The organism is Bacillus sp. 0209A, from assembly GCF_036765095.1.
Lineage (GTDB): Bacteria > Bacillota > Bacilli > Bacillales > Bacillaceae > Bacillus > Bacillus subtilis_G.
This window is the reverse complement of record NZ_JBAIZV010000005.1, coordinates 94,651-113,622: the sequence shown is the minus strand read 5'-3', so window position 1 is coordinate 113,622 and position 18,972 is coordinate 94,651. Positions and strand designations below refer to the sequence as shown.

Here is an 18,972-nt window from a genome sequence, read left to right as displayed (position 1 = left end):
AACATTTGGAAGCAACAAATGCTATAATACAAACAGTGCCTAATTGTTGGGCACTGTTTATTTTTTGCCGAAAAAGGAGGAAGGCTTTATGGCTGAGCCGATTTTACATATTAAAGGCCTCGATAAAAAGATCGGGTCTAAACAGATTTTAAAACAGATCAGCATGGACGTCATGGAGGGAGAAATCATCGGCCTGCTCGGCCCGAATGGTTCAGGGAAAACAACACTCATCCGTATCATCGTCGGGCTGTTAAAACAAAACAGCGGAAGTGTGACAATCAGCGGATTCCAGCATGATACAGAGTTTGAACAAGCGATGGAAGCTGTGGGGGCGATCGTCGAAAACCCAGAGTTCTATCCGTACCTGACAGGCTGGGAAAACCTCAAGCACTTTGCGAATATGCACAAAAAAATAGCGGATGAACGGCTTGATGAAGTGGTGGAACGTGTCGGGCTGACGTCAGCGATTCATGATAAGGTCAAAACCTATTCCCTTGGCATGCGCCAGCGACTTGGCATTGCGCAGGCGATCCTTCACGGGCCGAAGCTTCTTATTTTAGATGAGCCGACAAACGGTCTGGACCCCGCTGGCATGAAGGATTTTCGCGATCATATTAAAGAGCTCGCGGAAAAGGAAGGGACAGCAGTCCTATTCGCCACCCATTTATTGCGCGAGGTTGAAGATCTGTGTGACCGTGTCATTATTATTCAAAAAGGCGAGATCAAAGCGGAAGTCAGCTTATATGGAACAGATCAAACAACAGAAAAAGCAATCATTGAAGTGCAGCCGGAAGAAAAAGCACTCAATTGGCTGACAAGCAATCAATATCAAGCTGAGCGGCAAGACGGGGCGATTGTTGTTGAGGTAGCAAAAGAAAACATTCCGGAGCTGAACCGCTCACTTGTCGGACAAGGCCTGGATGTATTTTCCGTTATGCCTTACACGCAATCACTGGAAGATGAATTCATAAAAGCGACAACTGTCCATCAAGAGGAGGGAGAAGAGCTTGTCTAAATTAGTTTGGAATGAACATATGAAACTTTTTAATCGGAAGGTCACATTGATATCTCTTATCTTGATGGCGGTCTTTCAATTTTTCATGGCTTTGATCATTAAACGGATTGTCATCAGTGCCGGGACAGATGAAAACTTCATCGGCTATTTTTCGTATACACCGAGCCTGAACATCCTGCTGCAGGCGTTAACGATCGTGATTGCAGCGACAATTGTTTCGATGGAGTTTGATAAAAAGACGATCAAATTTCTGCTCATTCGTCCGGTTAAACGTCAAAAGGTTTTTTGGTCAAAATTAATCACAATTGTGATGGCCAGCTTTTATTTGTATTTGGCATACTACATTCTGGCATTATTATTCGGTCTTATCTTTTTTGGCACATCCGTGACTTCAGAATCACAGGCATTGCTGATCAACACTTTGGAGCTGATCGGGTCAAACTGGCTTGAAGCCGTAATGATGGGATTGTTCGGGCTGCTTTGTTCTTCGCTGTTCCGCAACAGCGCGGTAGCTGTCGTCGTTTCTTTTGTCGTTTTATATGGAGCGAGTACACTTGTCCAGCTCATGAAGCTGTTTGAAAACAAATGGGGCAGCTTTTTACTTTTTGCGAACACTGACTTTACCCAATACAGCAGCGGCCAGACCGTGTTGTTTTCAGGCATGACGCCATTGTTTTCAGTGGGGATTATCGTCATACATGCCATATTTTTCATTGCGGTTGGCTGGTGGTGCTTCTGTAAACGGGATGTCCGGGTATAAAGGCAAGGAATGACACTTTTGTGAAAAAAATCACGTAAATCAATATCAGCTGATATTTTGGTTTATACTAAAGGTACTGACGGAGGTGTCTCGATTGAGGAACTTTATTACCGCTTTACCGATCGTATTGCTGCTTGGATTCTCATTTGTGTCATTCATGTTTCAGTTTGAGCATCTTGTTTATTTCAGACTCGCGCTTGGATTGTTTTCTCTCGCGGGGCTGTACATGATATATAAAATGAAGACGGGCATCCGTTATTTTATCATCTATCTGTATGCAAGCTGGATTGTGCTTGCGGCAGTAACCGCTTTTGAAGAGCCGATTTTCTCGAGCTTTTTCTTTGGCGGCTTGGTGATGACAATGGGGTACCTGACATATATGCTGATTTATCTCGGCATGAAACAAGACCGGGATGCAAATCCTGTCTAATCGCGCTGTTCCCTTGCGGAACGGCGTATTTTTTTTATCCCCGACAAAAAGGTTAACAGTTGCGGAATAATGGCAGGAAATCTATAATACATATTAAATTTATCGGAATTAAAACCTTGGGGGGCTGCCGGATGTCATTATTTATACAAAACGATCAACAGCGGCAATGGATGGAGAGAATCGGACGGATTGCGGATGAATTTCAGCAAACGGCCGCTGAAGATGACGAACAGGGACGGTTTCCTGCAGAAAAAATACAAAAACTGCGTGATGCTGGGTATACGGCTTTAACATTGCCGGCATCTCATGGAGGAGGGGGCATTTCTGTTTACGATATGCTCCTGTATCAAGAACGGCTGGCACGGGGAGACGCTCCCGCAGCGCTAAGCATCGGCTGGCATATGAGCGTAATCGGAGAGCTCGGAGAAGGCAACAGCTGGGATAAAGACGTGTTTGCGTTTATTGCAAAGGAAGTTCAAAACGGAGCCGTTATCAACAGGGCGGCGACAGAAGCGAACACCGGAAGCCCGACAAGAGGAGGGCGCCCCGGTACAAACGCCGTCAAAAAGGATGGCAAATGGGCAGTGAACGGAAGAAAAACCTTTACGACGATGTCGCAAGCACTGGATTATTTTTTAGTCACGGCATGGATTGAAGAAAAACAATCAACAGGCGTGTTTCTCATTCATAAAGATGATCCCGGATTGTCGATTGAAGAAACGTGGGATATGATGGCGATGCGGGCTACTGGAAGCCATGACCTTGTATTGAATGGGGTAACGCTTGATGAGGATAAACTGGTGGAATTGCTTCAAGGGCCTCGGGGAGCAAAGCCAAATGGCTGGCTGCTTCACATCCCGGCGATTTATCTTGGCATTGCTCAAGCAGCGCGAGACTATGCGGTGCAATTTGCGTCTGAGTATTCTCCAAACAGTTTGAAGGGACCGATCAAAAATGTCCCGGCCGTACAGCAAAGAACAGGCGAAATGGAGCTTGATCTGACTAATGCCAGACATTTTCTTTTCCATATCGCCCAATTGTATGATGATCCGGAGCGCCGCCCTCACTTGAGAAGCGAGCTCGGTGCGGCGAAACATATCGTCACAAATGCTGCGCTGTCTGTTGTCGATAAAGCGATGAGAATTGTCGGTGCCAAAAGCCTAGAACGAACCAACCCGCTTCAGCGCTATTATCGTGATGCGCGCGCAGGCCTCCATAACCCGCCGATGGATGATGCGGTAATCCAAAAGCTGGCCTCAGAAGCGTTTGAGTGATGAAAAAAAAGAGCCTTCCCGGCTCTTTTTATGTATTGTTTTGCTCTTGCAGATTTTTTTGATGCTTGCGGTCGATTCTGTCATAAATGATATTCATCAGCTTTGGGTTGCCCATAATCGCCTCTTTGTTTTCCTGGATCAGCTGCTGGTAGGTTTTTACTTTACGCTTCGACATGCTCTGGTTCCCTCCTGACATGTTTGTATTCACTTTCTAACTCTGTCAGCGACAATTCATATAAATGACGCGTGGACTTTTTGTATATACCATTCTGTATTAACAGATGAATGAGCTGTTTTTTTCTGATTTCTCCAGACTGAGGTGTCATTGTGTCACCAACCTCCAATCAAACGATATTGATAATCATTATCAATTAACCACAGTATACAATGTCCCCAATAACCTGTAAAGGTGAAAACAGTCCTATTCTTTCATCAATTTGCAAATATTCAACAGATCGACAAAATGTTTCCCGGGCAATAATTGCTGTCGAAATGTTCCTGTGCATTGAATGCTGCTGCTATTTTTTATGTTTTGAACCATACTATGTAACAGATTGGAGGCTGATATTCAATGGAGCGGACAAAAAATCTGAAAAAGGGAGAAAAAGGGGCGCTCCTCAATATTTTCGCATATGTCATCCTTGCTGTTGTGAAGCTAGTCGTTGGGATTCTCTATCACTCCGAAGCGCTGAGAGCAGACGGATTAAATAATGGAACAGATATTGTAGCGTCAGTAGCGGTACTGATTGGATTGCGTATTTCTCAAAGGCCGGCTGACAACGATCATCCATATGGCCATTATCGGGCTGAAACGATTTCGTCCCTCGTTGCGTCTTTTATAATGATGGTTGTCGGCATTGAAGTGTTAATTGGCGGAGGAAGAGCGATTGCGGACGGAACAACGGAAACGCCAAGTCTTATTGCAGCATGGACGGCGTTAGGAAGTGCTGTGTTTATGTATGGCATCTATTTATATAACAAAAGGCTGGCGGCATCCATTAAAAGCTCTGCTCTGATGGCGGCGGCAAAAGACAGCAGGTCAGACGCCTTTGTAAGTGCCGGAGCGTTTATAGGTGTGATGTCAGCCCAGCTGCAGCTGCCGTGGATCGATCCGGTAACAGCTTTTATCATCGGCATCGTGATTTGCAAGACGGCGTGGGATATCTTTAAAGACGCTTCACATTCGTTAACAGACGGCTTTCACTTAAAAGATCTTGAGCCTTACAAACAGACTGTCGGCAGAATTGAGAATGTACATCGTTTAAAAGATGTGAAAGCGAGGTATTTAGGCAGCACAGTTCATATTGAGATGGTCATTACGGTTGATCCGAAGCTTACAGTAGAGGAAGGCCATGGTGTGGCGGATGAAGTAGAAGACAAAATAAAACATGAACACGATGTCACTCATGTTCATGTTCATGTAGAGCCCGACGACATAAAATAAGGCTGTTTAACGAATTAGCTTATATGTTCAGATAAAAATTCAGTCACTTCTTCAGGCGTTTTGGCATTGGCGCTGTGAAGGTGAGCTGTTTTTTCACCGTTTTTGAAGATAAGTAAGCTGGGAATGCCCATTACTTGGTATTTTTCAGCCGGCTCAGGAAGCTTGTCCTTATTCAGCTCATACCAATCGTTTTGATTGTACTCTTCCAAAATATCGCCGATGAACATATTCATGCGTGTGCAGTCTGGGCACCAATCTGCATAAAACTTCACAATAATTTCTTTATCAGATTGAATCAGTTCATTAAATTGTTCGTTAGTCGTGATTTTTTTCATATGTCACATCTCCTTTTCAATGCCATTTTAATATAAAATAAAAAGGAATTACATACAAATGCATTCAGCATCAGCATGCCCAAAAATAATTAGATCATTTTCTCGTGAAAGTGATAAGATAGTAAAGATGAATTGTAGTGGGGGGAGTATCCATTGAAAACAAGTCTAGGATTAGTGTACGGAGGAAAGTCGGCTGAACATAATGTTTCACTGCAGACGGCTCTGGCTGTAATCAAAGCGCTTAATACTGAGAAGTTTGATATACATCCGATTTATATAACTGAAAAAGGCGAATGGGTAAGAGGCGCTCGTTTAACTGAGCCTGTTTCAAACGTGAAAATGCTTCAATTTGAGCAAGGAGGCAGTGCTTTTTCTCCAGCTGCCCTGAATCAGGAGATGTTTCCGCAGGAAGCGTCACAGCAAAATGAAGCCATCGACGTCGTATTCCCGCTCCTCCACGGACCGAACGGAGAAGACGGTACGATTCAAGGAATGCTCGAACTGTTGAATATTCCATATGTTGGAAACGGCGTGCTTGCTTCCTCAGCAGGCATGGATAAAGTCGTGATGAAACATCTATTCGCGCAAGCCGCCCTAGCTCAGGCTAAATACGCAGCTTTCCTTAAGAAAGACTGGACTCGTTCTCCGGAAGAAAGCTGTGAGCAGGTCGAACAGGAATTAGGCTATCCTTGCTTTGTAAAACCGGCGAACCTTGGCTCAAGTGTCGGAATCAGCAAATGCCGAAACCGTGAAGAATTGCAAAAAGCGTTCGAGCTTGCATTCCAATATGACCGAAAAGTTGTCGTTGAAGAAGGAATTAATGGCCGAGAAATCGAAATCGGCGTACTTGGAAATGATGATCCTAAATGCTCTGTTGTGGGAGAAATCGCACCGAAGACAGATTTCTACGATTACAAAGCGAAATATGAGGATGGAGATACTGATCTGGTGATTCCGGCAAACGTGACCGATGAGGAATACGCAAAAATCAGTGATATGGCAATTAAGGCGTTTAAAGCGATCGATGGTTCAGGACTTGTCAGAGCGGACTTTTTCTTGACTGCAGACGGCGAAGTTCTGATCAATGAAGTTAACACAATGCCTGGCTTTACTCCTTTCAGCATGTTCCCGCTGCTCTGGAAAGAGGCGGGAGTGGAATACGCTGACCTTATTGAACAGCTTGTGGAGCTTGCAAAAGAACGCCACGCTGAGAAACAATTGATTAAGCATACATTCTAATGAAGATGGACACTGCCGGTAAGAGGGCAGTGTCTTTTCCCGTATACAAAAAGAAAGAGAGGGACCGCACTTGATTAAGCGAACCATAAAAAATATGGCAGAGATGGTCAAAGGCACATTGACAAATCCGCAATACGAACAAACAGTCATTCATGGAGTGGCAACTGATACAAGGAAACTGGAACAAGATCAGCTTTTCATCCCGCTGAAAGGGGAACATTTTAACGGACACACATTTGTGCAGCAGGCTTTTGACGCCGGTGTAGCGGCCGTTCTTTGGGATCGGTCAGAACCAAATCCGCCCGAGGAACAGGCTGTCATCTTAGTTGACGACACCCTTTCCGCTCTTCAGCAACTTGCAAAAGCTTATTTACAGGAGCTTGGCACGCGTGTCATCGGGGTAACCGGAAGCAATGGCAAAACGACAACAAAAGATATGATTCACGCCGTCTTGGGAACCCAGTACCGTGTTCACAAAACAGGAGGGAACTTTAATAATCACATCGGCTTGCCGCTGACGGTTTTATCCATGCCTGAAGATACGGAGATCGCCGTATTGGAGATGGGAATGAGCGCTAAAGGAGAAATTGACCTCCTGAGCCGCCTGGCAAACCCGGATGCGGCTGTGATTACAAATATCGGCGAATCCCACATGCAAGATCTTGGTTCAAGAGAGGGCATTGCAGAGGCGAAGCTTGAAATCATTAACGGGCTTAAAGAAGACGGAGTGCTGATTTATATCGGGGATGAACCGCTTCTTCAAAAAGCATACAGCTGCCGAACGAAAACGTACGGATCGGGAGCGCAAAATGATTATCAGCTTCAGGATGTCAGCCAGAGTGAAGCGGGAACCCATTTTACAATTAAAGGGATGGAAAAATCGTTTTTTATTCCGGTACTCGGCAAGCACAATGTCATGAACGCTATGGCTGCGATCGCCGCGGGGGCTTATTTCGGCATCACGGCTGATGACGCGGCAAAAGGACTGAGCGGACTAAAGGTAACCGGCATGAGGCTCGAACTCATCAAAACAGACAGCGGCATTTCGATTATCAATGACGCTTACAATGCCAGCCCGACTTCAATGAAGGCTGCCATTCAATTGACAGAAAGCCTTGAAGGCTACGGAAAAAAAATGCTTGTGCTCGGCGATATGCTTGAACTCGGTGATCTTGAAGAAACATTCCATAAAGAGTGCGGCGCAGTCATCAGCCCTGAGAAAATCGACCGCGTCTTTACGTACGGAAAGCTGGGCGCTTTTATTGCGGAAGGCGCACTGAACCACTTTGAGAAAGAACGCGTCAGCCACTTCACCGAGAAAAAAGATCTTTTTCAAGCCGTGAAGGAAAGCGCGTCAAAAGGGGATTTGATTTTATTCAAAGCGTCCAGAGGTATGAAGCTTGAAGAAATCGTTAAAGATTTAATAGACAGCCCGCTTTCATAAAAAAAATCCTGCGAAAAAAACGCATATTGCATCATAAAATAGAATGATGTGCAAACACTAATGTATGCCGGCCTGAAATAATGTATGTCTGGCTGGCTGCGGCTATGATACAATAAATACAGGTTATTTTGCGATTCGAAAATATTTGTCCGGACTTTCATTCGCCTGCCCGAAGTTCTCCCGCCGGACATTTGGGAGCGGATGAAACAGCAGCCGGCATATTCGAGAAGCCAATCTGCTTCTCATTTTATTGAAAAACAAATAGTGTAATGGTAAGATAAAACTTAGAAGTAATTCGGGCTTTGTATACGTATGGACCTGTCCTTTTTGTGGAAAGGGCAGTTTTTGGTGGTAAATCACGACATTACTGACACAGCAATTAGAAGGAGTTTGAATAATTTGACTATAACGTTTCAAGATTTTAATTTAAGTTCTGATCTCATGAAAGCAATTAACCGTATGGGATTTGAAGAAGCAACGCCGATTCAGGCACAAACGATACCGCTCGGACTTTCAAATAAAGACGTCATTGGACAAGCGCAAACAGGTACAGGTAAAACAGCAGCGTTTGGTATACCCCTTGTTGAAAAAATTAACCCCGAGTCTCCTAATATTCAAGCAATCGTAATCGCGCCAACCCGTGAATTAGCCATTCAAGTATCTGAAGAATTATATAAAATCGGACAAGATAAGCGTGCGAAGGTTCTTCCTATTTACGGCGGACAGGATATTGGACGACAAATTCGGGCATTAAAGAAAAACCCGCATATCATTGTGGGAACACCTGGACGTCTTCTTGATCACATTAACCGCCGCACAATTCGCTTAAACAATGTAAACACTGTTGTAATGGATGAAGCGGATGAAATGCTGAACATGGGATTCATTGACGACATTGAATCTATTCTTTCAAACGTGCCGAGCGAGCATCAGACACTTCTGTTTTCTGCTACGATGCCAGCGCCGATCAAACGTATTGCGGAGCGCTTCATGACTGAGCCGGAACACGTGAAAGTAAAAGCAAAAGAAATGACGGTTTCTAACATTCAGCAGTTCTATTTAGAAGTGCAGGAGCGTAAAAAATTCGATACACTGACTCGTCTTCTTGACATTCAGTCTCCTGAGCTTGCGATCGTCTTCGGACGTACAAAACGCCGTGTCGATGAGCTGGCTGAAGCTTTGAACCTTCGCGGATATGCGGCTGAAGGAATTCACGGTGACTTAACGCAGGCGAAACGTATGGTTGCACTTCGCAAATTTAAAGAAGGCGCAATCGAAGTTCTTGTTGCAACTGATGTTGCCGCTCGCGGACTTGATATCTCTGGTGTTACGCACGTGTACAACTTCGACGTGCCTCAAGATCCTGAAAGCTATGTTCACCGTATCGGAAGAACAGGCCGTGCAGGAAAAACAGGTATGGCGATGACGTTCATTACACCGCGTGAGAAAAGCATGCTTCGCGCAATTGAACAAACAACAAAACGCAAAATGGACCGCATGAAGGAGCCTACACTTGATGAAGCGTTAGAAGGCCAGCAGCAGGTTACGGTTGAACGCCTTCGCACGGCAATCAGTGAAAACAACCTGAACTTCTACATGACAGCGGCAGCTGAGCTGCTTGAAGATCATGATGCAGTGACAGTGGTTGCGGCGGCTATCAAGATGTCTACAAAAGAGCCGGACAACACACCGATTCGCTTAACAGACGAAGCGCCGATGGTCGGCAAACGCCACAAGAACCAGCGCTCTTCTAAACGCAGAGATGGACAAGGCGGCGGCTATCGCGGCGGAAAAGGGAAAAACAACAACCGTTCTTCCTACGACAAAAAGCGTTCAAACGATCGCCGTTCTTCAGGTGACAGACGCCAGAAAAAATCTTACTAATTCTATCGATTAGAAGCCCAAAACATGTCGTTTTGGGCTTTTTTATGTTTACGACTTGGTATTCAGCAAACTTTGAGCTGACGGAAGCTGTTTTTCTCTGTATGCTTAAGAATGAAACCTTTCTGTATAAGAGACGTATAAGTAAAGATAAAAAAACGGGAGGTAGGTATTTTGAGAGAGCAGCCTAAAAACCAAATCAGTCCAGACGGATTAAAGGTTTGGCGACTTCAAGAGATCATCATATCCGCTGTCTGCTTGCTTATCGTCATAGCAGTTGCAGTGTTAAGCTATTATTTTCATTGGCCGTACTCGATCAGCGGCGTGCTCGGCGGGATTTGGCTGCTGGGTTCGATTGTGACGGTCTTTATCATTCCAAAGATCCGTCATAAAGTGTGGCGCTATGAAGTCCATGAACATGAAATCGATATTCAGTCAGGTATTTTTGTAGTGACGCGTGTGATTGTCCCGATGGTCAGGGTTCAGCACGTCGATACGTCTCAAGGGCCGCTATTGAAAAAGTACAACCTGGCAACTGTGAAAATTTCCACGGCCGCGACCGTTCATTCGATCCCCGCTTTAGAGATGGAGGAAGCGGATCGACTGAGAGACTCTATTTCCCGTCTGGCAAGGGTGACTGAAGATGATGTCTGAACCGAAACGCCTGCACCCGGCGGCAGTCATTTTGAATTTATGCCATACCATTATTCAAACGATTAAAAATATCATTCTGCCATTCTTTTTTGTGTATATCGTTAATTCAAACCATACGGTCCGTTTTTACGGAGCTATTGCGCTTGGTGTGCTGTTTATCTGGCTTGTGGCCGCAAGCATCATCAAATGGAGAAGGTTTACCTATCGAATCGAAGATGACGAATTCAGAATTGAAGAAGGCTTGTTTGTCACGAAAAAGCGATACATATCGATCGATCGGATTCAAACGATGAATACGAGCGCGGGCGTGATACAGCAAATCTTTAAGCTTGTGAAGCTGCAAATTGAAACGGCAGGCGGAGGCAAGGAGGCGGAAGCTGTTCTGTCGGCTATTTCTGTTGAAGAAGCCGAACGCATTAAGGAATCCGTCTTTAAGAAAAAAGCAAAAAGTCACGAAAGCGAACACGATGAAGAGCTGCTGGAAGCAGAACAGGAGCAGACTCCGGAAGTTGAGCCGCAAGAGCGCTATCGCATGAACATGAAAGAGTTGCTCATGGCCGCCTCTACCTCCGGCGGAATCGGAGTGATTATCTCCGCTGTATTTGCGCTTATTTCTCAGCTTGATGAAGTGCTGCCGATGGATTGGTTTTTCGATAAATTCTCCTTCCTTCAGCACGCCAGCATCGGCATTTATGCGGTACTCATTTTTATCGGTTTATTTATCGTCTGGATATTCAGCATCGCCGGTATGATGTTTAAATACGCGAACTTTCAAGTTATAAAAAAAGAGCAGGAATTGGTCATTTCAAGAGGGATTATCGAAAAACATCAAGTCACGATCCCGCTCCGAAAAATACAAGCCATTAAAATCAAAGAAAATATCATCCGCCAGTTATTCGGCTATGTGACGGTGTCCATTGTCAGCGCGGGCGGCGGCGAGCGGGAAAAAGAAGAAGGCGCTTTGACGATTCTTTTTCCGATGATTCATAAAAAGAAGCTCCCGCACATGCTTCAGACATTTACGCCGGAATACACGCTGGAAGAAAACGTCCGACGTCTGCCGCGGCGCGCGTTGAAACGATATTTGTTCCGCTCCGTCATTTTTTCACTTTTTTTGATTATCCCAATATGTATCTTTTTTCAGCCATGGGGCTACCTGTCGATCATGCTGCTGCCGATTGAATTGTTCTTCGGCTACCTCGCATATAAGGATGCAGCATGGACGATCAACGGGGAGCGTCTTCAGCTGACGTCAAGATTTATCGGCAGAACAACCGCGATTGTGCTGAAAAGACGAATGCAGATTTGCAAATTCAGCCAATCCTATTTTCAAAAGAAAGGCCGCCTGTATACCATTTCTACCGCGGTAAAATCATCAAGCCATATGGAAGAATTAACAGTGAGGGATGTAGGTGAAAAGGATGCGGACTTCATTTTGAACTGGTACTCATATGAAAAAGCGGACGGTTAATACCGCCGCTCTTTTTTTTGCACACATAAAAAGGAGAGAAGAAACCCGCCGCAAAGTCCAAACAGATGGGCCATCATGTTAATATTGGAGTTGATAAACGACATCAGAACGGCAAATGCGAGCAGTGTGACAATCATTTTGGAGTGCTCCTGCCCGATCAGTTCTTTGTGAAAAAGAACCATAAACAGATACACGCCGAACAGCCCGAATATCGCGCCTGAAGCCCCGACATGCACGTAATCAAGCGGCTCTGTCACATATGTTCCGATATTGCCGATGATGCCGGAGCCGGCGTACACAAGGAGGAAACGCGCTTTTCCCAGCATACGCTCCAAAGCCGGGGCAAATAAAAAGATCGACATGGAATTAAACAGCAGATGGGTAAAACCGGCGTGCAGCAAAACCGGTGTGATCAGCCGCCACCATTCACCGTTTGCAACGCCTAGATTATAGCCTGTGACGGTATCTCTCCATAACACGACTGAATGCACAGGAAGTGAAAAAAATAGCCAGAGAACAGCTTGCAAAGCCAATATAAAGGTGACAACGGGATAAAGCCTGATAAACGTTTGAAAATTTTCGGTCCGTATAAACATTCCGAGCCCCTTTTCTTCATTTTGGTATTTCTATAGTAACACGTTTATGAGACAAACCATTCAAATAGTACATACGCAAAGGAGGTTATCACCCATGATATACGGCATAGGACTAGATATCACCGAGCTTAAACGGATCGCTTCTATGGCCGGCCGCCAGAAACGATTTGCTGAGCGGATTTTGACGCGAAACGAGCTTGATCAATATGATGAGCTTTCAGAGAAAAGAAAAATCGAGTTTCTCGCGGGCAGATTTGCGGCAAAAGAAGCTTTCTCGAAAGCGTTTGGCACCGGTATAGGAAAGCAGCTTAGCTTTCAGGATATTGAAATTAAGAAAGACCAAAATGGCAAGCCTTATATCATTTGCGCAAAACTAAGCCAAGCCGCCGTTCACGTATCAATCACCCATACAAAGGAATACGCGGCCGCGCAGGTGGTGATTGAAAGGTTGTCAAGCTAGTCTGCATATTAGGGGCGCCCCACTCATATATTTGATAGTGCATTAAGGGAGACAAGTTGTTTGAGGCTTTTATGGTACGCATCCGTTCTGCCTAACGTGTACCGAGCGTACCGTTAAAGTCAAACAAGCGATTTCTTCCTTTTACATCAATTGAGAAGAAGGGGTTGAAAAAGGTGAGAAAAAGCTTTGTTTTGCTTTTAACGGGACTGCTTGCTGTCCTTATTCTTTCTGCCTGCGGGCAAAAAACACAGCAAGATATTGTGACCGGGTTAGATGAAAAGGCGAAAGAATATACCTCGTACAAAGCAAAAGCGAAAATGACCATCGAGACAGGGAGTGAGCCTCAAGTATACAATGTGGAAATCTGGCACAAAAAGCCGTCTCTGTACAGGGTTTATCTAGAAAATCCGAAAAAGGACCAAAATCAAGTCATTTTACGAAATGAAAACGGAGTATTTGTTCTCACGCCGTCTTTAAATAAGAGCTTCAGATTTCAAAGCGACTGGCCGAACAACAGCAGCCAGGTCTATCTGTTTGAATCGCTCGTAAAGGATGTTCAAAACGATTCAGATGCGGTTTTCACTGCGAAAGAAAAGAACTACGTATTTGAAACAAAAACGAACTATCAGCATAACAAAATGCTGCCAACGCAAGAAATCACGTTTAACAAAAAAGATATGAGCCCGTCATCTGTCAAAGTCATGGATACTGACCGAAAAGTTATGGTGAAAGTAGAATTCAGCAGCTTCGAATTCAATAAACATTTCGACAAAGAATCCTTTGACGAGAAGAAAAATATGACCCTTTCCCAAATGGATGTTGCCACAAGCGCGAAGCCATCCGATACATTCGCGGTCAAAACGCCGCTTGAACTGCCGCTTGGCGTAAAGCTGCTAGAAGAAAAAGATATCTCTACTGAAGACGGGAAGCGGATCATCATGACCTACGGAGGAGAAAAATCATTTACCTTAATTCAGGAAAAAGCCCATATTGCCAAGGCTTCCTCCTCAGTTAGGCTGAACGGCGAACCGGTGAATCTCGGCTACACCATCGGCGCCTTGTCGGATGCATCATTATCATGGACGTATGATGGCGTAGATTACCTTCTCTCATCTAAAGATCTTACGAAAGAGGAAATGGTGACAGTCGCGAAAAGCATGCAGGGACAATCATCTAAATAACCGCCAAAGGCCAAGCGCGATTTGGCCTTTTTTTCGTCTTGCATCGTTTCCCTTCGGCCTTTAATTTTAGTATGATATGTAAATAATATTGAATAAAAGCTAGGAAGTGTCATAATGAGCACAAAACCTTTTTACAGAAATACGTGGGCGGAAATCGACTTGTCCGCGATAAAGGAAAATGTCAGCAATATGAAAGAACATATCGGCGAACATGTCCATCTAATGGCGGTTGTGAAAGCAAACGCCTACGGGCATGGCGATGCAGAAACAGCGAAGGCGGCGCTTGACGCAGGTGCTTCATGCTTGGCAGTGGCTTTTCTCGATGAAGCGATTTCACTGCGCAACAAGGGCTTGAAAGCGCCGATTTTGGTGCTCGGCGCGGTTCCCCCTGAGTATGTATCAATCGCGGCAGAATATGACGTGACCATAACAGCTTATTCTGTTGAATGGCTTCAGGAAGCCGCCCGCCATATGAAAAAAGGTTCTCTTCATTTTCATTTAAAGGTCGATACGGGGATGAACAGGCTTGGCGTAAAAACAGAAGAAGAAGTTCATCACGTCATGGCGATTCTTGACCGTAACCCTCGTTTAAAATGCAAAGGGGTATTTACCCATTTTGCGACAGCGGATGAAAAAGAAAGAGGCTATTTTTTAAAGCAGTTTGAGCGCTTTAAAGAACTGATTGCTCCGCTGCCGCTCAAGAAACTGATGGTGCATTGTGCGAACAGCGCCGCCGGCCTCAGGCTGAAAAAAGGCTTTTTCAACGCGGTCAGATTCGGCATCGGCATGTACGGCCTCCGTCCGTCAGCCGACATGACGGACGAAATACCGTTTGAGCTGCGCCCTGCTTTCACCCTGCATTCAACGCTGTCGCATGTCAAACTGATCAGAAAAGGCGAGAGCGTCAGCTACGGAGCGGAATACACAGCGGAAAAAGATACATGGATCGGGACGGTGCCTGTCGGCTATGCGGATGGCTGGCTTCGAAAGTTGGAAGGAACCGAAATCCTTGTGAAGGGAAAACGGCTGAAGATCGCCGGCCGGATCTGCATGGACCAATTTATGGTGGAGCTGGATCAGGAATATCCGCCGGGCACAAAAGCCACATTAATAGGCCGGCAGGGAGATGAATATATTTCCATGGATGAAATTGCAGGCAGGCTCGAAACCATTAACTATGAGGTGTCTTGTACAATAAGTTCCCGGGTTCCCCGTATGTTTTTGGAAAATGGGAGTATAATGGAAGTAAGAAATCCTTTAGTGCAGGAAAATAAAAGCAAATAGCTCATCTCATAATGGAGAATTCATAAAACAGCTTTGCTTGAAGAGTGAATAATGGTATCATTATCACTGGATGGATAAAAGAGTCGTATCCGTAAGTTTGGTGGAGGTGTATGTTTTTTGTCTGAATCCAGCGCAAGAACCGAAATGAAAATCAGCTTGCCCGAAAACCTAGTAGCTGAATTGGATGGTGTAGCGATGCGGGAGAAACGAAGCAGAAACGAACTGATATCACAAGCAGTGAGAGCGTATGTCAGCGAACGAACAACTCGTCACAACCGTGATTTGATGAGACGCGGCTATATGGAAATGGCGAAAATCAACCTGAATATTTCTTCTGAGGCTCACTTTGCGGAGTGCGAGGCTGAAACGACAGTTGAGCGCTTAGTCAGCGGAGGATAATCATTTGATTGTGAAACGCGGCGATGTTTATTTTGCTGATTTATCTCCTGTTGTTGGCTCAGAACAAGGCGGGGTGCGCCCGGTTTTAGTGATCCAAAATGACATCGGAAATCGCTTCAGCCCAACTGCTATTGTTGCAGCCATAACAGCGCAAATACAGAAGGCGAAATTACCAACCCACGTCGAAATTGATGCAAAACGCTACGGTTTTGAAAGAGATTCCGTTATTTTGCTGGAGCAAATTCGGACGATTGACAAGCAAAGGTTAACGGATAAGATTACTCATCTGGATGATGAAATGATGGATAAGGTTGATGAAGCCTTACAAATCAGTTTGGCACTCATTGATTTTTAGACATATGTGCAGGTTGCTCAAATAGAGCAACTTTTTTTGTTTTCAAAAAACATAAACGATATAATAGTGTAATAACAAAAAATATGTTGTTTTTTATCGGGAGGTAAGCGAATTTGATGTCGAATCAGACTGTATACCAGTTCATTGCCGAGAATCAAAATGAACTGCTCCAACTGTGGACTGACACACTAAGAGAATTAAGCGAGCAAGAATCATACCAGCTGACTGATCAAGTGTATGAAAATATATCTAAAGAATATATCGACATTCTTCTGCAGTCTGTTAAGGACGACCGCGCGGCTGAAAGCCAGATCAGCGAACTGGCGCTGAGAACCGTCCAAATTGGACTTTCTTTGAAGTTTCTGGCTACGGCGCTTGCTGAATTCTGGAAGCGTCTCTACACGAAGATGAACGATAAGAGATTGCCAGATCAAGAGAGTACGGAATTAATCTGGCAGCTTGACCGCTTTTTCAGCCCGATTAATACAGAAATCTTCAACCAATACTCAATCTCGTGGGAAAAAACCGTATCCTTGCAAAAAATTGCGCTGCAGGAGCTATCTGCGCCGCTTATCCCGGTGTTTGAAAACATCACCGTGATGCCGCTGGTCGGAACAATAGATACCGAACGTGCAAAACGAATTATGGAAAATCTTCTTAACGGTGTCGTCAAACACCGGTCACAAGTCGTGCTGATTGACATCACAGGTGTTCCTGTGGTTGACACGATGGTTGCCCATCATATTATTCAGGCGTCTGAAGCGGTAAGGCTTGTTGGCGCGAAATGCCTGCTCGCCGGCATCCGTCCGGAAATTGCTCAGACCATTGTCAACCTGGGCATTGATTTATCACAAGTTATTACTAAGAATACCCTGCAAAAAGGAATTCAAACAGCATTGGAAATGACGGATCGAAAAATCGTTTCATTGGGGGAATAACATTTGAGACATCCGAAAATCCCGATCTTGAAACTGTATAATTGCTTATTAGTGTCCATTCAATGGGAACTTGATGACCAAACTGCATTAACCTTTCAAGAAGACTTATTAAATAAAATATACGAAACAGGTGCCAACGGAGTCGTGATTGACCTGACATCTGTAGATATGATTGATTCATTTATCGCCAAAGTGCTGGGCGACGTCATTACAATGTCTAAGCTAATGGGCGCCAAAGTTGTTTTGACCGGCATTCAGCCCGCTGTGGCAGTGACGCTGATTGAACTTGGAATCGCGCTAGAGGAAATCGAAACAGCGCTCGACTTAGAGCAGGGGCTTGAGACATTGAAGCGGGAATTGGGGGAATAGCGAATGAACGACCAATCCTGTGTAAAAATCATGACAGAATGGGATATTGTGGCCGCCAGACAACTGGGGCGAAATGTTGCAAAAGAACTGGGTTTCGGCACGGTAGACCAGGCTAGAATTACAACGGCTATTTCAGAATTAGCCAGGAACATTTATTTGTATGCCGGCAAAGGCCAGATTGGTATTGAACAGGTCGCTGACAGAGGAAAAAAGGGCCTGAAAATCATAGCGGAAGACCAAGGGCCGGGAATTCCTGATATCCGTAAAGTCATGGAAGATGGATTTTCAACGTCTGGCGGACTCGGAGCGGGACTTCCTGGTGTCAAAAGGCTGATGGATGAATTCAGTTTAAATTCCGTATCGGGGGAAGGAACAGAGATACAAGCCATTAAATGGCTTCGGTAGGAGGTAAGAAAGTGGATTTTAGGGAGGTTATTGAGCAGCGGTATCATCAGCTGCTTAGTCGATATATAGCTGAATTAACAGAAACATCTTTATATCAAGCGCAAAAATTCAGCCGAAAAACAATCGAGCATCAAATTCCTCCGGAAGAAATCATCAGCATTCACCGAAAAGTGCTGAAGGAGCTGTATCCGAGTCTCCCGGAAGATGTTTTTCATTCGCTGGATTTTTTAATAGAAGTCATGATTGGATATGGAATGGCTTATCAGGAGCATCAAACCCTCAGGGGAATACAGCAGGAAATTAAATCAGAAATTGAAATCGCGGCAAATGTCCAGCAGACGCTGCTCGGAACAAAGATCCCGCAGGAAGAAGCGCTGGATATCGGTGCCATCAGTGTGCCCGCTAAACAGATGAGCGGTGATTATTACCACTTTGTCAAAGACAAGGAATCCATTAATATCGCAATCGCGGATGTGATCGGAAAAGGCATTCCGGCGGCTCTTTGTATGTCCATGATTAAATACGCGATGGACTCTTTGCCGGAAACGGGCATACACCCTCCTCAGGTGCTGAAAAATTTAAACCGGGTTGTCGAACAAAACGTTGACGCCAGTATGTTTATTACGATGCTTTATGCAAATTACAATATGGACAAGCATCAATTTACATATGCTTCGGCGGGACATGAACCGGGATTCTATTATTCTCAAAAAGACAACACGTTTTACGATTTAGAGGCCAAAGGGCTCGTTCTCGGCATCTCGCAGGATTATGACTACAAACAATTTGATCAGCATCTCGATAAGGGCGATATGATTGTCTTATTTTCTGACGGCGTCACAGAATGCAGAACGGAAAACGGTTTCTTGGAGCGTCCTGATTTGCAGAAACTCATTGAGGAACATATGTGTTCCTCTGCGCAGGAAATGGTCAAAAACATTTATGACAGCCTCCTCAAATTGCAGGACTTTCAGCTTCACGATGATTTTACGTTAATTGTTTTGCGAAGAAAGGTTTAGCATCAGCCAGCCGGGGGTA

Annotated in this window: 23 protein-coding genes; 19 read left to right on the top strand and 4 right to left on the bottom strand. The window is 44.8% G+C overall.

Going from position 1 to position 18,972, the window contains the following annotated elements:
- Window positions 1–88 precede the first annotated feature (88 nt).
- The 4 genes from V6D44_RS17500 to V6D44_RS17485 all read left to right on the top strand — a co-directional run bounded on the left by V6D44_RS17500 (window position 89) and on the right by V6D44_RS17485 (window position 3,479).
- Complete coding sequence (locus tag V6D44_RS17500) at window positions 89–1,015, top strand: ABC transporter ATP-binding protein (RefSeq protein ID WP_087992973.1); 927 nt, start codon at window positions 89–91, stop codon at window positions 1,013–1,015.
- Window positions 1,008–1,775, top strand: a complete 768-nt coding sequence (locus V6D44_RS17495; protein ID WP_087992972.1) for an ABC transporter permease — start codon at window positions 1,008–1,010, stop codon at window positions 1,773–1,775. The genes V6D44_RS17500 and V6D44_RS17495 overlap by 8 nt, the downstream gene beginning before the upstream one ends.
- A gap of 94 nt (window positions 1,776–1,869) precedes the next feature.
- Window positions 1,870–2,205 (top strand): hypothetical protein, encoded by a 336-nt coding sequence (locus tag V6D44_RS17490; RefSeq protein WP_019257527.1) that lies wholly within the window; start codon window positions 1,870–1,872, stop codon window positions 2,203–2,205.
- A 131-nt stretch (window positions 2,206–2,336) separates the two neighbouring features.
- Window positions 2,337–3,479 (top strand): acyl-CoA dehydrogenase family protein, encoded by a 1,143-nt coding sequence (locus tag V6D44_RS17485; protein WP_087992971.1) that lies wholly within the window; start codon window positions 2,337–2,339, stop codon window positions 3,477–3,479.
- A 28-nt stretch (window positions 3,480–3,507) separates the two neighbouring features.
- On the opposite strand, the gene fbpB is transcribed toward V6D44_RS17485, so the two are convergent.
- Together fbpB and V6D44_RS17475 are read right to left on the bottom strand one after the other, a co-directional pair.
- Window positions 3,508–3,687, bottom strand: a complete 180-nt coding sequence (fbpB, locus tag V6D44_RS17480) for a Fur-regulated basic protein FbpB (RefSeq protein WP_087992970.1) — start codon at window positions 3,685–3,687, stop codon at window positions 3,508–3,510.
- Window positions 3,641–3,805 carry a Fur-regulated basic protein FbpA gene (locus V6D44_RS17475; protein WP_087992969.1) on the bottom strand — a complete coding sequence of 55 codons (165 nt, stop codon included), beginning with the start codon at window positions 3,803–3,805 and terminating at the stop codon, window positions 3,641–3,643. Before V6D44_RS17475 ends, fbpB begins: the two co-directional genes overlap by 47 nt.
- Before the next feature lie 245 nt (window positions 3,806–4,050).
- Here V6D44_RS17475 and V6D44_RS17470 point away from each other — a divergent pair, with 245 nt between their 5' ends.
- Complete coding sequence (locus tag V6D44_RS17470) at window positions 4,051–4,923, top strand: cation diffusion facilitator family transporter (RefSeq protein WP_087992968.1); 873 nt, start codon at window positions 4,051–4,053, stop codon at window positions 4,921–4,923.
- A gap of 14 nt (window positions 4,924–4,937) precedes the next feature.
- Here the strand turns inward: V6D44_RS17470 and V6D44_RS17465 are convergent, their stop codons facing one another.
- Window positions 4,938–5,258: a thioredoxin family protein gene (locus tag V6D44_RS17465; protein ID WP_087992967.1), complete on the bottom strand. Its 321-nt coding sequence runs from the start codon at window positions 5,256–5,258 to the stop codon at window positions 4,938–4,940.
- A gap of 153 nt (window positions 5,259–5,411) precedes the next feature.
- Between V6D44_RS17465 and V6D44_RS17460 the strand changes: the two genes are divergently transcribed.
- The 5 genes from V6D44_RS17460 (at window position 5,412) to V6D44_RS17440 (ending at window position 11,947) form a co-directional block, all read left to right on the top strand.
- Complete coding sequence (locus V6D44_RS17460; RefSeq protein WP_087992966.1) at window positions 5,412–6,497, top strand: D-alanine--D-alanine ligase; 1,086 nt, start codon at window positions 5,412–5,414, stop codon at window positions 6,495–6,497.
- A 70-nt stretch (window positions 6,498–6,567) separates the two neighbouring features.
- On the top strand, window positions 6,568–7,941 hold the full coding sequence (locus V6D44_RS17455) for a UDP-N-acetylmuramoyl-tripeptide--D-alanyl-D-alanine ligase (protein ID WP_087992965.1): 1,374 nt from the start codon (window positions 6,568–6,570) through the stop codon (window positions 7,939–7,941).
- A 399-nt stretch (window positions 7,942–8,340) separates the two neighbouring features.
- Entirely contained in the window at window positions 8,341–9,825 is a 1,485-nt protein-coding gene (gene cshA / locus V6D44_RS17450; protein ID WP_141113424.1) for a degradosome RNA helicase CshA, read from the top strand.
- Window positions 9,826–9,996: 171 nt separating this feature from the next.
- On the top strand, window positions 9,997–10,476 hold the full coding sequence (locus V6D44_RS17445) for a PH domain-containing protein (protein WP_087992964.1): 480 nt from the start codon (window positions 9,997–9,999) through the stop codon (window positions 10,474–10,476).
- A complete protein-coding gene (locus tag V6D44_RS17440) occupies window positions 10,466–11,947 on the top strand; it encodes a PH domain-containing protein (RefSeq protein WP_087992963.1) in 1,482 nt (493 codons plus the stop codon). The genes V6D44_RS17445 and V6D44_RS17440 overlap by 11 nt, the downstream gene beginning before the upstream one ends.
- Here the strand turns inward: V6D44_RS17440 and V6D44_RS17435 are convergent.
- Complete coding sequence (locus V6D44_RS17435; protein WP_087992962.1) at window positions 11,944–12,543, bottom strand: rhomboid family intramembrane serine protease; 600 nt, start codon at window positions 12,541–12,543, stop codon at window positions 11,944–11,946. The genes V6D44_RS17440 and V6D44_RS17435 overlap by 4 nt on opposite strands.
- Window positions 12,544–12,637: 94 nt before the next feature.
- Here V6D44_RS17435 and acpS point away from each other — a divergent pair, with 94 nt between their 5' ends.
- From acpS to rsbU, 9 genes are all read left to right on the top strand, one after another.
- Entirely contained in the window at window positions 12,638–13,003 is a 366-nt protein-coding gene (gene acpS, locus V6D44_RS17430; RefSeq protein WP_087992961.1) for a holo-ACP synthase, read from the top strand.
- Window positions 13,004–13,167: 164 nt separating this feature from the next.
- Window positions 13,168–14,184, top strand: a complete 1,017-nt coding sequence (locus tag V6D44_RS17425; protein ID WP_087992960.1) for a LolA family protein — start codon at window positions 13,168–13,170, stop codon at window positions 14,182–14,184.
- 114 nt (window positions 14,185–14,298) lie between these two features.
- Window positions 14,299–15,468, top strand: a complete 1,170-nt coding sequence (gene alr / locus V6D44_RS17420; protein WP_333516768.1) for an alanine racemase — start codon at window positions 14,299–14,301, stop codon at window positions 15,466–15,468.
- A 117-nt stretch (window positions 15,469–15,585) separates the two neighbouring features.
- On the top strand, window positions 15,586–15,867 hold the full coding sequence (gene endB / locus V6D44_RS17415) for a type II toxin-antitoxin system antitoxin EndoAI (protein WP_003225183.1): 282 nt from the start codon (window positions 15,586–15,588) through the stop codon (window positions 15,865–15,867).
- 4 nt (window positions 15,868–15,871) lie between these two features.
- Window positions 15,872–16,222, top strand: a complete 351-nt coding sequence (gene ndoA, locus V6D44_RS17410) for a type II toxin-antitoxin system endoribonuclease NdoA (RefSeq protein WP_003156187.1) — start codon at window positions 15,872–15,874, stop codon at window positions 16,220–16,222.
- Window positions 16,223–16,335: 113 nt separating this feature from the next.
- Window positions 16,336–17,160, top strand: a complete 825-nt coding sequence (rsbRA, locus tag V6D44_RS17405) for an RsbT co-antagonist protein RsbRA (RefSeq protein ID WP_087992958.1) — start codon at window positions 16,336–16,338, stop codon at window positions 17,158–17,160.
- A 3-nt stretch (window positions 17,161–17,163) separates the two neighbouring features.
- Window positions 17,164–17,529, top strand: coding sequence for an RsbT antagonist protein RsbS (gene rsbS, locus V6D44_RS17400; RefSeq protein ID WP_003225190.1), 366 nt, complete (start codon window positions 17,164–17,166; stop codon window positions 17,527–17,529).
- 3 nt (window positions 17,530–17,532) lie between these two features.
- Entirely contained in the window at window positions 17,533–17,934 is a 402-nt protein-coding gene (rsbT, locus tag V6D44_RS17395) for a serine/threonine-protein kinase RsbT (protein WP_003240352.1), read from the top strand.
- Window positions 17,935–17,945: 11 nt separating this feature from the next.
- Window positions 17,946–18,953 carry a phosphoserine phosphatase RsbU gene (rsbU, locus tag V6D44_RS17390; RefSeq protein ID WP_087992957.1) on the top strand — a complete coding sequence of 336 codons (1,008 nt, stop codon included), beginning with the start codon at window positions 17,946–17,948 and terminating at the stop codon, window positions 18,951–18,953.
- Window positions 18,954–18,972 lie beyond the last annotated feature (19 nt).

Bases quoted from the DNA above. Each gene is read 5' to 3' on its own strand.
- alr (WP_333516768.1), top strand. From the start codon at position 14,299: ATGAGCACAAAACCTTTTTACAGAAATACGTGGGCGGAAATCGACTTG.
- V6D44_RS17435 (WP_087992962.1), bottom strand. From the start codon at position 12,543: ATGTTTATACGGACCGAAAATTTTCAAACGTTTATCAGGCTTTATCCC.
- V6D44_RS17500 (WP_087992973.1), top strand. From the start codon at position 89: ATGGCTGAGCCGATTTTACATATTAAAGGCCTCGATAAAAAGATCGGG.
- V6D44_RS17470 (WP_087992968.1), top strand. From the start codon at position 4,051: ATGGAGCGGACAAAAAATCTGAAAAAGGGAGAAAAAGGGGCGCTCCTC.
- rsbT (WP_003240352.1), top strand. From the start codon at position 17,533: ATGAACGACCAATCCTGTGTAAAAATCATGACAGAATGGGATATTGTG.
- V6D44_RS17465 (WP_087992967.1), bottom strand. From the start codon at position 5,258: ATGAAAAAAATCACGACTAACGAACAATTTAATGAACTGATTCAATCT.
- V6D44_RS17475 (WP_087992969.1), bottom strand. From the start codon at position 3,805: ATGACACCTCAGTCTGGAGAAATCAGAAAAAAACAGCTCATTCATCTG.
- acpS (WP_087992961.1), top strand. From the start codon at position 12,638: ATGATATACGGCATAGGACTAGATATCACCGAGCTTAAACGGATCGCT.
- V6D44_RS17440 (WP_087992963.1), top strand. From the start codon at position 10,466: ATGATGTCTGAACCGAAACGCCTGCACCCGGCGGCAGTCATTTTGAAT.
- V6D44_RS17485 (WP_087992971.1), top strand. From the start codon at position 2,337: ATGTCATTATTTATACAAAACGATCAACAGCGGCAATGGATGGAGAGA.